We start from the raw sequence: 12,728 nt of genomic DNA on the forward strand, positions 1-12,728 counted from the left end.
ATGGTGTTCTTCAGTTCGAGGATCTCGCCGCGGGCATCGACGGTGATCTTCTGGGACAGGTCGCCCTTGGCCACCGCCGTCGTCACCTGGGCGACGTTGCGGACCTGGTTGGTCAGGTTGCCCGCCATGAAGTTCACCGAGTCGGTCAGGTCCCGCCACACGCCGGCCACGCCGGGCACCTTGGCCTGGCCGCCGAGGCGGCCCTCGGTGCCGACCTCGCGGGCGACGCGGGTGACCTCGTCGGCGAAGGCGGAGAGCTGGTCGACCATCGTGTTGACGGTCTCCTTCAGCTGCAGGATCTCGCCGCGCGCGGGCACGTCGATCTTCTGCGAGAGGTCGCCCTTGGCCACCGCCGTCGCCACCTGCGCGATGTCGCGGACCTGGGTGGTGAGGTTGCCCGCCATCGCGTTCACGGAGTCGGTCAGGTCGGCCCAGGTCCCGGACACGCCGGGCACCTCCGCCTGCCCGCCGAGCGTGCCCTCGGTGCCGACCTCCCGGGCCACGCGGGTGACCTCGGAGGTGAACACGGACAGCTGGTCGACCATGCCGTTGAACACCGTGGCGATGTCGCCCATCAGTCCGTCGGTGTCCTCGGGCAGGCGCGTACCGAAGTCGCCGTCCCGCACGGCCGTCAGGCCCGCCAGGAGCTGCCTCAGCTCCTGATCGCCGGGCAGGGCGTCGACCACCTCGGTCCTGTCGCTGGTCATGCGCATCCTCGTCCCGCTCCCCTGGAGCCCTCCTCGTGAGAGGACTCGGCCCTCACCGGCCCTGAGGGCTCGGCTGTCGTGCCGGCATTTCCGCAGTTCACGGAATCTGCACGTTTGTAAAAATACGCCGAAGGCTAACTCACCCCGAGTGCTCCGAACAAAACCTTCCGGCGCACCGCGAGCCCGGCTGGAACCGTATGCGCCCGTTGTACACGAGCGTGGATATCCAGAGTACGGGAACTGGCTTGCGAACCGGTCGTGACCTGCGGCGGCGGGGCCGGCCGACGCGGGGCGGGCCGCGCGGCCGCGAGGCGCTTCCCCCTCGGCGCCGGACGCGCCCGGCCGGGCGCCGGACCGCCCTCGGCCCACTCCCTTCCCGGCCCGCGGGACTCCGCTCCACGGACTACGAATATGTCCACATTTCCGCGCTCGTCCCCCGCCGTTCCGTGCACGCGGGACCGTCCTCGGCCGGGGTGCGCCGGGCCGAGGAGGCGGGCTCCGCCCTCCATCTGACCTGGCGTCGGCCGGCGCGCGCGCCCGCCGGCCGCGACCGGCGCCCCGAACTGCGCGCCGCCCGGGGGAGGGAGACCGGTGAACACGCCGATACGCCGTCCTGCCAGGGCCGAATGCGAGTGCGACGGCAGGGTAGTTGCTGCAAGAAGAGCCGTGAGGGGGGACCACCCGCCTGCGGACTCGTGACTCTTATGTCCGGGGAGCTGAGGAGCAGCGTGACCATCGACAGAATCTGGTCGTACCCGCCGCAGGTCGGTCGTGTCGAGGGCCAGGACCTGACCGGGTTCACCGTCGTCGCCGCCGACGGAACGATCGGGCACGTGGACCGGGAGGCCGATCCCTTCGGGATGCGACACCTGGTCGTCGACACCGGTGTCTGGGTGTTCGGCAGGAGCGTGCTCGTGCCGGTCGGCGTCGTCACCGTCATCGACACGGACGACCGGAAGGTGGAGGTGGCCTGCTCCCGGGGGGAGATCAAGGCGGCGCCGCGCTTCCGGATCGACAGCGAGACGATGGACCCGGACTACCTGACCCGGGTGGGCGAGTACTACCACTCGCTTCCGCCGCGTACGACGGCCACCGCCTGACGGCGGACGGACGTGTGGGGCGTACGGCCCGTCACCGGGGACGAGCGGGGCGTCGAGGGCGCCGGGGCCGGACCCGGGAGGCCGCTCTTATGCTGGAGCGACGCGTGCGACGCGCGCCGCGGACCGGAGAGCAGAACAGGAAGAGTGTGCCGATGAGCGACGAGCGGGAGCCCGCCGTGGCGTCGTCCGTCCGCGGGAACGCCTTCGTCGTGACCGTGGGTGGCGACATCGACGGCGACAGCGCCCCTCGGCTGGTCGAGGAACTGGCCGCCGGCCTGCTCGCCGGCACCCCGCGGACCGTCGTGGACCTGTCGGACACGACGTTCGCGGACTCGGCCATCCTGCACGCCCTCCTCGAGGCCCAGCAGGCGCACCGGGCGGACGGGCTGCTCCTGGTGCTGGCGGGGCCGTTCGGCGAGAGCGTGGAAAGGCTTTTTGACGTGACTGGAACCGCGGGGTACTTCGTCCTCGCCGAGAACGTCTTCACGGCGATGGAGGTGCCCCGGGCAGTGACGGACCGGTGACGCAGGACGAGCGCCCCGGGGCGGAGCCCCGCGCCGAGCGGGCGGATCCCGGGGCCACGGCACCCACGCACCCGACCGGCACGGCGGGCACCGTACCGGCCGCTTCCGCCTCCGCTTCCGCGGCGGGGCGGCCGGGCGCCGCGGTCCGGGTGACGAGTGCCGCGGCGGCACGCGCGTACGCGCAGTCGGTCGTGCGCGAAGAGTGGAACTCCTCCTCCCGCCGGGCGCGGGAGGAGGACGTCATCGACCTGCTGCTCGTCGTCTCGGAGATGGTCACCAACGCGATCCGGCACGGCGAGGGGATCGCGGGTTTCGAGGCCGTCTCCACGGCCGAAGGCATCCGGCTGGCCGTGCTCGACAACAGCGACGTCGTCCCCGAGGTCGCCTTCGGCTCCGGCGCGCTGCCGCTCGGCCACCTGGGCAGTGGGTACGGCTGGCCGCTGATCATCCGCCTCGCGCGGGAGATCGTCATCGACCGCAGGCCCGGAGGCGGCAAGACGATCAGTGTGCTGGTCCCGCTGCGCGACGCCGCCGACCTGCCGCCGAAGGACGTCCGGGCCGGCTAGCCGGTGCGCCGCGCGGGCGCGCCCGGCCTCCGCAGACGTGCCGTAGGTGACGGGCTCCGAGACCCGACGGCCGGACCCCATCGGCGGGGAGAGCCGACGGCCGACCACGCGGCGGCGAGGAAGACCGGCGGGCGACCCCGCGGCGGCGGAGGGGGTCCCCCTGGGAGAAGTCACCAGGGGAGAAAGACGTGCACGTCCTTGCCGCGGTCGTGCGTCACGACGCTGACCTGGTCGCACAGCGTGTGGACCAGGTGCCAGCCGATCCCGCCGCCACCGCGGCTGGGGTGGAAGGGCCGGGGCGCCGGCGGTGTGGTGCTGGTGTCGCTCAGCGTCACGTGCACCCCGTCGAAGGTGCGGCGTATCCGCAGTTCGAAGGGGCCCGGCGCGTACTGCACGGCGTTCGCCGCGAGCTCCGTGACCACCAGCAGGATGTCGTCCCAGTGCTCGGGGGCCGTCGGCGGAGCCGAGCGCGCGAGTTCGCCGATGAACTCCTCCGCGGCGAGGCGTGCACCCGTCACATGGTGCAGCTCACCCGCGAAGCGAGCGGTGCGACTCGGAATCCCCTCGGTTGCCAGTGTGTCGTCCCAACGCGGCTCGGTTCCCATCTCGCCTTCCAGGCCCGCCGTCGTGGCCGGGCTGTCGACTTTCTTACCCTTGCGTCCCCTGTCTTGTTCCCATGGGCGCGGACCCTACGCGTGGGTCAGCAGTGGGACCGGTCGCAGGAGAGGCAAGCGGCGATCAAGGGCCCGTACCCCGTCTCAGGCGGCCGCCCGGCGCGCGCACAGCCGGACGTCGTGCACGGAGCCGCGGGACTCCCAGCCGCGCAGACAGCACGCCTCGTACAGCTCCTGCCACGCGCGCGTCGTCCCGGACGTCCGCCGGGGCGCCGGGCGGGACGCGCGAGCGCAGTCCGGTTCGTGCGCGGCACCCGCGGGGGCGCGCCAGAAGGAACAGCACGGCCGGGCGGGGGCGACCGGCCGCGCGTCGCCCAGCGCGGCCCGCCGGGCGCGCCGGTGCGAGGCGAGCAGCAGCCGGTGGGAGCGACCCGCCCGCGCCGCCGCCACCATGAGCACCGGCACGCCGAGCGCCGGCCCGGCGGCGGCCGCCCGCATCCCGTTGACGACACTCCACAGGCCCACCGCTCCGACGGCAACGGCCAGCAGGACACAGAGAAGGTGACGGCGGAGGTGACGGGACATCAACGACGGCTCCTCGCAGGGATCGGCACGGCTTTCCCTGTGCGCCTACGACGATCCGGCGGATGTAAACCCCGTGACGCGTCCTTCGCGCGCGGCGCGTGTCACGCTCGGCGTTCGTCCCGAGCACTGGCCCGCGGACTCAGCCGAAAGCGGTCCAGGACGTGCCGTGGTGCACGGCCAGCAGCACGGCGAGCAGCAGGAGATCGGTGACGCCCAGTGCGAGCCCGAGCCAGGCCCGGAACCGGCGGGGGGTGTCCCGGCGCAGGGCGACCACGGCGAGGGCGATCGCCACGGGCCCCAGTACCAGGTTGAGCACCACCAGTCCGACCAGACCGAGCACGAAGGAGGCGATGGCCATGCCTTCGGTGTCCCGCTTGCCGGTGCGCTGCCGGGGCGGAGCTGTCAGCCGCATGGGTCAGGCCCTCCTCGCCCGGCCGCGCCGCCGGCGTTCACGGGCCGTGAAGACGGCCAGCCACAGGATGACGGCCGTGCCCAGCACCAGCGTGACCGGCCAGGGAAGATAGGCCGCCGACCCGAGGAGCACGGCCAGCAGCAGAAGTGCGGCAACCAGGAAGAGCACGACGACTCACCTTTCGGTCCGAACGGGCCGGAGAGCAAACGGAGTTCGCGGTGTCGGAATCACGCGGGACAGGTTTCCCGCGGGTGCGGTGTCACGCCTGCCTGTTCCACCGGTTTTCCCAACTCCGCCGTGTGCCCGGCGAATCGAGGGGCATCTGAGAGCTCCGGTCATCAACCGGTCAACAAACGAGGGAGAGTACGATGACGAGTCACGGCAGTTCACCCACCGCCTCCCCGAACTCGCGGACCAACGGTCTGGCGGTCGCCAGTCTCGTCCTGGGGATCATCGGGGTGTTCCTCTTCAACGTGATCCTCGGCCCGCTCGCGATCGTGCTCGGCGCCGTCGGCCTGCGCCGGGCGCCCGCGAAGGGCGGTGCGGGCATGGCGAAGGCCGGCATCGTGCTGGGCATTCTCGACCTGGTGGTCTTCGGTGTCCTGCTGGCCGTCTCCGCGGCCAACGGCGGGTTCCACTGGTACGTGGGCGGCTGACCCGTCCTCCCCGCCACCCGGACCTTCCGGTCCGGGTCAGCGGAAGACGTTGTCGGAGTCGTCCCAGTCGGCGGTCGCGTCATGGGGCGCCGGCCGCCGCGGACCGCGGCTGCGGGCCTGGTACATGGCGTCGATCTCGAACGCGTAGTGGCGCACTATGGCGTCCCTGCGCAGCTTCATCGACGGCGTCAGCAGCCCGCTCGCCACGTCGAAGGGCTCCGGGAGCACCCGGAAGACGCGGATGGACTCCGAAGGGGAGACCGCGCTGTTGGCGGCGGCGACCGCCCGCCCGATCTCCTCGCGCAGCGCGTTCTCCTCGCGCGCCTCACGGCCCGCCGTGTCGCCCTGGAGCGCCAGCGCGGCCCGCCAGTGCGCCAGGAAGTCCGGGTCCAGCGTGATCAGCGCGCCCACGCAGGGCCGGCTGTCGCCCACCACCACCGCCTGGTGGACCAGCGGATGCATCCGCAGGCGCTGTTCCAGCAGGGCGGGAGCCACGCTCTTGCCGCTGCTGGTGATGATGATGTCCTTCTTGCGCCCGGTGAGCGTGAGGTAGCCCTCGGTGTCCAGGTGCCCGATGTCCCCGGTCGCCAGCCAGCCGCCGCGCAGCGCGGACCGGGTGGTGGCCTCGTCGTTGACGTAGCCCTGGAACACCGAGGGCCCCCGCACCAGGATCTCCCCGTCGTCGGCCACCTGGATCTCGGTGCCCGGCAGAGGCCGGCCCACGGTCCCGGACTTCTCCCGGCCGAGCGGCTGCATGGTGATCCCGCCGGCGGTCTCGGTGAGCCCGTACCCGTCGTGCACGTAGATGCCGATGCCCTCGTAGAACAGGGAGAGTTCGCGGCTGAGCGGTGAGCCGCCTGAGGTGGCGCGGACCACCCGGCCGCCCAGCGCCGCGCGCAGCTTGCGGTACACCGTCCGCTCGTACAGGGCGTGCTGCAGCCGCAGATCGAATCCGGGCCCCGGGCCCCGGCCCAGCCGCTGCCGCTCCAGGGCCCCGGCGAAGTCGCGCGCCGTGCCCGCCGCCCTCTCGAACAGGGCGCCGCGGCCGGCCTGCTGGGCCGTGCGCAGGAAGGTCTTGTAGAGCTTCTCGAAGACGGACGGCACGGCGTAGAAGTACGTCGGCCGGAAGGTGCGCAGCGCCGACGCCAGCGAGGCGTCGGTGACCTCGGGTTCGTGGCCCATCAGGATGCCGCCGCGGATGCACAGGCCCTGGATCATCAGGCCGTACACGTGGGAGAAGGGCAGGAAGGCGAGGACCGCGGCCTGCTCGCCCGGGGGCGCGGCCGTGTGCCCCCAGCCCGCCAGCAGCGTGTCGCAGGGACTGGCCAGCGCGCGGTGGCTCAGCGCGCATCCCATCGCGTGGCCCATCGTGCCGGAGGTGTAGGCGATCACCGCCGTCGCGTCCGGCAGGACGATCCGGCGCAGCGAGTCGACCGTGGTCGGCGGTATCACCGCGCCCCGCGCCACGAGGTGCGCCAGCGCCCCGTCGTCCAGCTGCCACACGTGCCGCAGCTCGGGCAGCGTGGCGCAGACCGAGCCGACGGTCATGACGCCCTGCTCGTCCTCGACGACCACCGCCACGCACCCCGAGTCCCGCAGGATCCACTCGACCTGGTCGCGCGAGGAGGTCGGGTAGATCGGGACGACCTCGGCGCCCACGGTCCACAGGGCGTAGGCGATCACCGTCCACTCGTAGCGGGTGCGCGCCATGACCGCCACGCGGTGTCCCGGGGAGATCCCGGAGGCGACCAGCCCCCTGGCCAGATCGGCGACCTCGTCCCGCAGTTCCACGGCGGTGACCTCCTCCCACGTCGCGGAGGCGGGGTCGGGCCGGCGGGCGAGGACGGGGTGGGCCGGACGGAGCTCGGCCGTCTCGAAGACGCTGTCGGCGAGTCCGCCGGTCATGGAGGAGACGGCGGAGGGAGCGAGGGCGAAGTCGCGCATGCACTGCTCCTGGGGTGTACGGAGGGTGACTTCGCCGACGAGTACCGTGTCGACGCTGGTCGAATGTAGCCCAGGTGAGCGTGCCGGGTGCCCCGAACGGGGAAGTAGCCCCGTTTCCGTGATCTACGACGTCCGCGGGACCCGACGGGGGGCGCGAGGAGCCCCCGCCCCGCCGGGGGAGTCCTCACCTCTGGGTGAGGCGCACGCACTCGGTGACGACGTCCCGCAGGCTCCCCGTCCGCTCCATCAGTTCCCGCTGCACGCGGGCGCCGTTGCCCCGCCCCAGCAGCCCCGCCGCGGCCTCGTGTACGCGCTCGTGATCGCCCGTGTCGGCGAGCGCCTCGCCGACGTGGTCGATGAGGTCCCGCACCACCGACTCGGCCGGGCGCGGGCGCATGGTCGCCGGGTCCAGCAGCTCGCCCTCCAGACCGCCCCGACCCGCCTGCCACGCGGCCAGCCGCAGCAGGCTCACCCCGTGGTCGACCGGCTCCCGCCCCGCCCGCCACTCGCGCGCGGCCGTCTCCACCAGGCCGCGGGCCAGCGTGGCGATCAGCTGGGCGGTGTCCGCGTGCAGGCACACGTCGGAGACCCGGATCTCGACCGTCGGGTACCGCTCGGACAGACGCGCGTCGAAGTACACCATCCCCGCGTCGAGGATCACCCCCGTGGACACCATGTCCGCCACCCGCCGGTGGTACCGCTCGGGCGAGCCGAACAGCTCGGTCGGCCCGGCCGACGGCCAGCGGCCCCACACCCGGCTGCGGTAGCTGGCGTAGCACGAGTCGGTGCCCTGCCAGAACGGCGAGTTGGCGCTGATCGCCAGGAGCGCGGGCAGCCAGGGCCGGATCCGGTCCAGGACGGCCACGCCCTCCGCGTCGGACTCCACGGCCACGTGCACATGGCAGCCGCAGACGAGCTGCTCCCGCGTCGCGATGCCGTACTGCTCGGCCATCCACTGGTAGCGGTCGTTCATCACGATGGACGGGCTGACGGGCAGCGGGGAGGAGGCCAGCGCGGCCACCGCGCAGCCGATCTCCCCGGCGTGCCGGGCCGCCTCCTTGCGGCAGCGGACGATCTCCTCGCCGAGCCGGGCCATGTCCGTCTGCGGATGCGTGGCGAACTCGAGCATCTGGCCGTACAGCTCTTTCTCGAACATCTCCTGGCCCGCGCCGTCCGCCTCGGCGCGGGCCAGTACCGCCGCGGACAGCGCCTTCGGCTCGCCGGTCTCCGGGTCGACCAGGAGGAGCTCCTCCTCCACTCCGACGGTGCGCACCCTCGCCGCCCTTCCTCCGTCCTCCGCGACACCGGCCGATCGCCGGGTCGTACGACCCCGACTGCCCCAGGACGGCCCGGAGACACCTGGGCACGGCACCCGGGACCGCCGGAGGACGGCCGGCACGCCAGGGGGCCGCTCTCAGGGGGCGTACGGCGACAGCCAGAGCGTGGCGAGGGGCGGCAGCGTCAGGCTGACGACGCCGTCCTCCGGCTTGACCGGATCGGGGTTGGTGACGTCGCCGCCGCCGTACCGGGCCGCGTCGGTGTTGAGCACCTCGCACCAGGCGGCGACGTCCTCGGGGACGTGGAGGCGGTAGCCGGCGCGGACCACGGGGGAGAAGTTCGACACCGCCAGCAGCGGGGTGCCCTCGGCGTCGAACCGCAGGAACGCGTAGACGTTGTCGTCGGCGGCGTCCACGGCGACCCACCGGAAGCCCTCGGGCCGGGTGTCGCGCTGCCACAGGGCGGGGGTGGCCCGGTACCGCGTGTTGAGGTCGCGCACCAGGTTCTGCACCCCGCGGTGGTCGCCCGCGGCGCAGTACCCCTCGTCGAGGAGCCACCACTCCGGCCCGTGCTCCTCGGAGAACTCGCCGCCCTGCGCGAACTCCTGTCCCATGAACAGCAGCTGCTTGCCGGGGTGGGCCCACATGTAGGCCAGGTACGCCCGGTGGTCGGCCCGGCGCTGCCACCAGTCGCCGGGCATCTTCGACACCAGTGCCCGCTTGCCGTGCACGACCTCGTCGTGGGAGATCGGCAGGACGTAGTTCTCGCTGTAGGCGTACACCATCGCGAAGGTCATCTCGTGGTGGTGGTACTTGCGGTGGACCGGCTCGTGGCTCATGTACTCCAGCGAGTCGTGCATCCAGCCCATGTTCCACTTCAGCCCGAACCCGAGACCGCCCCACTCGGTCGGCGCGGTCACCCCGCCCCAGGCCGTCGACTCCTCGGCGATGGTCACCACGCCCGGCGCCCGGCGGTACACGGTGGCGTTCATCTCCTGCAGGAACGCCACCGCGGCCGGGTCCTCCCGGCCGCCGAACTCGTTCGGCGTCCACTGCCCGGGCTCGCGCGAGTAGTCGAGGTAGAGCATGGAGGCGACCGCGTCCACGCGCAGGCCGTCGATGTGGAACTCCTCGCACCAGTACACCGCGTTGGCGACCAGGAAGTTGCGCACCTCGCGCCGGCCGAAGTCGAACTCGTACGTCCCCCAGTCCGGGTGCTCGGCGCGCTGCGCGTTCCCGGGCTCGTACAGCGGGTCCCCGTCGAAGCGGGCCAGCGCCCAGTCGTCCTTCGGGAAGTGCGCCGGCACCCAGTCCATGATCACGCCGATGCCGGCCCGGTGGCAGGCGTCGACGAAGTACCGGAAGTCGTCCGGCGGGCCCAGCCGCGCGGTGGGCGCGTAGTAGGAGGTCACCTGGTAGCCCCAGGAGGGGCCGAAGGGATGCTCCGCGACCGGCATCAGCTCCACATGCGTGAAGCCCATGTCCTTGACGTACGCCGGGAGCTGCTCGGCCAGTTCGCGGTAGGTCAGCCCGGGCCGCCAGGACGGCAGGTGGACCTCGTACACCGAGAACGGCGCCTCGTGCACGGGGGTGTCCCCCCGGTGCGCCATCCACTCCTGGTCGCCCCACTCGTGGTGGGAGGCGGTCACCACGGACGCCGTCGCGGGCGGCTCCTCCGTGCGGCGCGCCATCGGGTCCGCCTTGAGGAACCGGTGGCCGTACTGCGAGGTGATCTCGAACTTGTAGCGCGTGCCCTCGCCGATGCCCGGCAGGAACAGCTCCCACACGCCGGAGGCGCCCAGGGAGCGCATCGGGAACGCCGTTCCGTCCCAGAAGGTGAAGTCCCCGGCCACGCGGACGCCCCGCGCGTTCGGCGCCCACACCGTGAACCGGGTGCCGGCCACCCCCTGGTGGGTCATGGGCTCCGCGCCGAGCGCCGTCCACAGCTGCTCGTGCCGGCCCTCCCGGATCAGGTGCAGGTCCAGCTCGCCGAGGGCGGGCAGGAAGCGGTAGGGGTCGTGGACCTCGCGCTCGTCGGCGCCGTCCTCCTCGTACGCCACCGCCAGGGTGTACGCGGGGACCGCCTCCAGCGGCAGGACGGCGGAGAACAGGCCGTCGCCCTCGTGGACGAGGGGGGTGCGCGCCCCGCCGGTCACCACGCTCACGGAGCGGGCGAACGGGCGCAGCGCCCGGACGGCGACGCCGCCGGGGACCGGGTGCGCGCCGAGCAGGGCGTGCGGGTCGTGGTGGGCGCCGGACAGGAGGCGCTCACGGTCGGCGGGGTCCAGGGGCGCGGCCGCCGTGCCCGCGTCCGCGGACGCGGGCGGGCCGGACGGCTCGGGAAGTGACGTGTCGCGCAGTGCCACCGGTTCAGCCTCCTCTCACGGCGAGACGTTCGATCGCCGCCATCGGTACGTCGAGCCAGTCGGGGCGGTGCCGGGCCTCGTACAGCACTTCGTACACGGCACGGTCCGTCTCGTAGGCCCGCAGCAGGGCGTGTTTCTTACGGGGGTCCCAGCCGGCCCGGGACGCGTAGCCGGCGCAGTACGCCTCCCGGCAGCGGCGCGCCCACTCCGGGCGCCAGGGGCGGCGCTGCCGGGCGGCGTAGTCGAAGGAGCGCAGCATCCCCGCGACGTCCCGCACCGGGGACTCGGGGATGCGCCGCTCGGCGAGGGGGCGGGACGGCTCGCCCTCGAAGTCGATGACGAACCACTCGCGCCCGGCCCGCAGTACCTGGCCGAGATGCAGGTCGCCGTGGACGCGCTGGGGAGGCGGCCCGGCGTCGCAGCCGGCGAGCGCGGCGAACGCGGTGCGCAGCCGGGAGGTGTACGGCCGCAGCGCGGGAACGCTGTGCGCGGCCGCCTCCAGACGCTCGGTCATCCCCGCCGCCGGCCGGGCGGTCTCCCGGTGCTCGCCGGTGGGGAAGGCGGTGGCCAGCGCCAGGTGCACCTCCGCCGTCGCCTGCCCCAACTGGTGCGCCTGCGCGGTGAAGTCGTCCCCGGTGGTGAGCGCCCGCAGAGCCAGTGTCCAGCCGTCGGCGGCGTCACGCAGGAACGGCTGGAGCACGCCGAGCGTGGCCTCCTCCGGCCGCGTGGTGCGCAGCCAGGCCACGGGGGCGGGCACGCGGGTGCAGCCCTGCCGGGCGAGGGCCCACGGGACCTCCAGGTCCGGGTTGACGCCGGGCTGGATGCGGCGGAAGACCTTCAGGATGAACTCGTCGCCGTACACGATCGAGGAGTTGGACTGCTCGGCGTCCAGCAGCCGCGGCACCAGGTCGCCGGGGATGTGCACCGACCGGTCGGCCTCGAAGCGCAGCGGGCCCGCCGTGCCGGGGCGGCGCAGCCGCTCCAGCAGCAGCCGCGCCGAACGGGGGTCGTACAGCGCGTCGTAGATCGCCAGGCCCGCCAGCGGTCCCTCCACGGCCCGGCCGATGAACGCCCGGCGCAGCCGCGGCGCCAGCTGCTCACGCACCCCGAGCAGGAGTTGGTAGCAGTCGGCGGGCGGCGGTGTGCCCGCGGGGGCGGGGACGCCCCCGGCCCCGGGGCCCGCGGGGGCGCCCCCGTGGTCGGCGTGGACCAGCAGGTGCAGACAGCCCGGGAACAGCTCCGTCATGGACAGCAGGCGCAGGTCGGTGACGGGACGGTCCTTCCCGGCGAACCAGCGCTGGCGCGGCAGCCATTCGCGCAGCAGCGCGCCGAGCGAGTCCATCGGTCCGGCGAGGCCCGTGGTGCCCGGCTGGAGGATTGCGGTCTTCGGCACGGTCGCGCCTCCTTTCGTCGGCCGCACGCTCAAGCTCGTCTGCCGATCCGGGATGCGGCTCGGGTGAGCCGGAACCAGTAGAAGCCGTGTCCCGCGAGGGTCAGCAGGTAGGGGAGTTCACCGATGGCGGGGAAGCGCACCCCGCCGATCAGCTCGACCGGGTGCCGTCCGTCGTAGACGCTCAGGTCGAGTTCGGTGGGCTGCGCGAACCGGGAGAAGTTGTGCACGCACAGGACGAGGTCGTCCTTGTACTCGCGGAGGAACGCGATGACCGCCGGGTTGGAGGAATGCAGTTCGGTGTAGGAGCCGAGGCCGAAGGCGTGGTTCTGCTTGCGGATCTCGATCATGCGGCGGGTCCAGTGCAGCAGCGAGGAGGGCGAGGACATCGACGCCTCGACGTTGGTGACCTGGTAGCCGTGGACGGGGTCCATGATCGTGGGGAGGAAGAGGCGGCCGGGGTCGCAGGAGGAGAAGCCGGCGTTGCGGTCCGGGGTCCACTGCATGGGGGTGCGCACGGCGTCGCGGTCGCCGAGCCAGATGTTGTCGCCCATGCCGATCTCGTCGCCGTAGTAGAGGATCGGGCT

14 protein-coding genes are annotated in these 12,728 nt (G+C 73.0%); 4 read left to right on the forward strand and 10 right to left on the reverse strand.

The features are described 5' to 3' along the window. On the reverse strand, nt 1–707 hold a 707-nt coding region (locus ACIPM1_RS08410; protein WP_392195784.1), incomplete at its 3' end, for a HAMP domain-containing protein. 728 nt (nt 708–1,435) lie between these two features. Here ACIPM1_RS08410 and ACIPM1_RS08415 point away from each other — a divergent pair. The 3 genes from ACIPM1_RS08415 to ACIPM1_RS08425 all read left to right on the forward strand — a co-directional run bounded on the left by ACIPM1_RS08415 (nt 1,436) and on the right by ACIPM1_RS08425 (nt 2,897). Next, nucleotides 1,436–1,807, forward strand: coding sequence for a PRC-barrel domain containing protein (locus ACIPM1_RS08415; RefSeq protein WP_356194071.1), 372 nt, complete (start codon nt 1,436–1,438; stop codon nt 1,805–1,807). Nucleotides 1,808–1,959: 152 nt separating this feature from the next. Continuing rightward, on the forward strand, nt 1,960–2,331 hold the full coding sequence (locus ACIPM1_RS08420) for an STAS domain-containing protein (RefSeq protein ID WP_402430660.1): 372 nt from the start codon (nt 1,960–1,962) through the stop codon (nt 2,329–2,331). After that, nucleotides 2,328–2,897: an ATP-binding protein gene (locus tag ACIPM1_RS08425; protein ID WP_402430663.1), complete on the forward strand. Its 570-nt coding sequence runs from the start codon at nt 2,328–2,330 to the stop codon at nt 2,895–2,897. Before ACIPM1_RS08420 ends, ACIPM1_RS08425 begins: the two co-directional genes overlap by 4 nt. Before the next feature lie 170 nt (nt 2,898–3,067). Here ACIPM1_RS08425 and ACIPM1_RS08430 read toward each other — a convergent pair whose 3' ends face one another. From ACIPM1_RS08430 to ACIPM1_RS08445, 4 genes are all read right to left on the reverse strand, one after another. Beyond that, nucleotides 3,068–3,502, reverse strand: coding sequence for an ATP-binding protein (locus ACIPM1_RS08430; RefSeq protein ID WP_356194079.1), 435 nt, complete (start codon nt 3,500–3,502; stop codon nt 3,068–3,070). 153 nt (nt 3,503–3,655) lie between these two features. Beyond that, nucleotides 3,656–4,096, reverse strand: a complete 441-nt coding sequence (locus ACIPM1_RS08435) for a hypothetical protein (protein ID WP_402430667.1) — start codon at nt 4,094–4,096, stop codon at nt 3,656–3,658. A 139-nt stretch (nt 4,097–4,235) separates the two neighbouring features. After that, entirely contained in the window at nt 4,236–4,508 is a 273-nt protein-coding gene (locus ACIPM1_RS08440; RefSeq protein WP_402430670.1) for a DUF4190 domain-containing protein, read from the reverse strand. 3 nt (nt 4,509–4,511) lie between these two features. Continuing rightward, the gene (locus ACIPM1_RS08445) at nt 4,512–4,676 is read right to left on the reverse strand and encodes a hypothetical protein (protein WP_402430673.1); all 165 of its coding nucleotides are present in this window, start codon (nt 4,674–4,676) and stop codon (nt 4,512–4,514) included. Nucleotides 4,677–4,876: 200 nt separating this feature from the next. Between ACIPM1_RS08445 and ACIPM1_RS08450 the strand changes: the two genes are divergently transcribed. Next, nucleotides 4,877–5,164, forward strand: a complete 288-nt coding sequence (locus tag ACIPM1_RS08450; RefSeq protein WP_402430676.1) for a DUF4190 domain-containing protein — start codon at nt 4,877–4,879, stop codon at nt 5,162–5,164. 36 nt (nt 5,165–5,200) lie between these two features. Here the strand turns inward: ACIPM1_RS08450 and ACIPM1_RS08455 are convergent, their stop codons facing one another. The 5 genes from ACIPM1_RS08455 to ACIPM1_RS08475 form a co-directional block, all read right to left on the reverse strand. Continuing rightward, nucleotides 5,201–7,108 carry an AMP-dependent synthetase/ligase gene (locus ACIPM1_RS08455; RefSeq protein WP_402430679.1) on the reverse strand — a complete coding sequence of 636 codons (1,908 nt, stop codon included), beginning with the start codon at nt 7,106–7,108 and terminating at the stop codon, nt 5,201–5,203. Nucleotides 7,109–7,292: 184 nt separating this feature from the next. Beyond that, complete coding sequence (locus tag ACIPM1_RS08460; RefSeq protein ID WP_402430682.1) at nt 7,293–8,381, reverse strand: glutamate--cysteine ligase; 1,089 nt, start codon at nt 8,379–8,381, stop codon at nt 7,293–7,295. A gap of 141 nt (nt 8,382–8,522) precedes the next feature. Beyond that, complete coding sequence (gene glgB / locus ACIPM1_RS08465; RefSeq protein WP_402430685.1) at nt 8,523–10,751, reverse strand: 1,4-alpha-glucan branching enzyme; 2,229 nt, start codon at nt 10,749–10,751, stop codon at nt 8,523–8,525. Between the two features lie 4 nt (nt 10,752–10,755). Further along, nucleotides 10,756–12,144, reverse strand: a complete 1,389-nt coding sequence (locus ACIPM1_RS08470; protein ID WP_402430688.1) for a maltokinase — start codon at nt 12,142–12,144, stop codon at nt 10,756–10,758. 29 nt (nt 12,145–12,173) lie between these two features. Continuing rightward, nucleotides 12,174–12,728 (reverse strand): alpha-glucosidase C-terminal domain-containing protein (locus ACIPM1_RS08475; protein ID WP_402430691.1); only part of this gene is annotated, 555 nt, incomplete at its 5' end.

The organism is Streptomyces sp. NPDC086766 (assembly GCF_044746005.1).
Classification (GTDB): domain Bacteria; phylum Actinomycetota; class Actinomycetes; order Streptomycetales; family Streptomycetaceae; genus Streptomyces.

Bases quoted from the DNA above. Each gene is read 5' to 3' on its own strand.
- ACIPM1_RS08420 (WP_402430660.1), top strand. From the start codon at position 1,960: ATGAGCGACGAGCGGGAGCCCGCCGTGGCGTCGTCCGTCCGCGGGAAC.
- ACIPM1_RS08430 (WP_356194079.1), bottom strand. From the start codon at position 3,502: ATGGGAACCGAGCCGCGTTGGGACGACACACTGGCAACCGAGGGGATT.
- ACIPM1_RS08435 (WP_402430667.1), bottom strand. From the start codon at position 4,096: ATGTCCCGTCACCTCCGCCGTCACCTTCTCTGTGTCCTGCTGGCCGTT.
- ACIPM1_RS08440 (WP_402430670.1), bottom strand. From the start codon at position 4,508: ATGCGGCTGACAGCTCCGCCCCGGCAGCGCACCGGCAAGCGGGACACC.
- ACIPM1_RS08450 (WP_402430676.1), top strand. From the start codon at position 4,877: ATGACGAGTCACGGCAGTTCACCCACCGCCTCCCCGAACTCGCGGACC.
- ACIPM1_RS08455 (WP_402430679.1), bottom strand. From the start codon at position 7,108: ATGCGCGACTTCGCCCTCGCTCCCTCCGCCGTCTCCTCCATGACCGGC.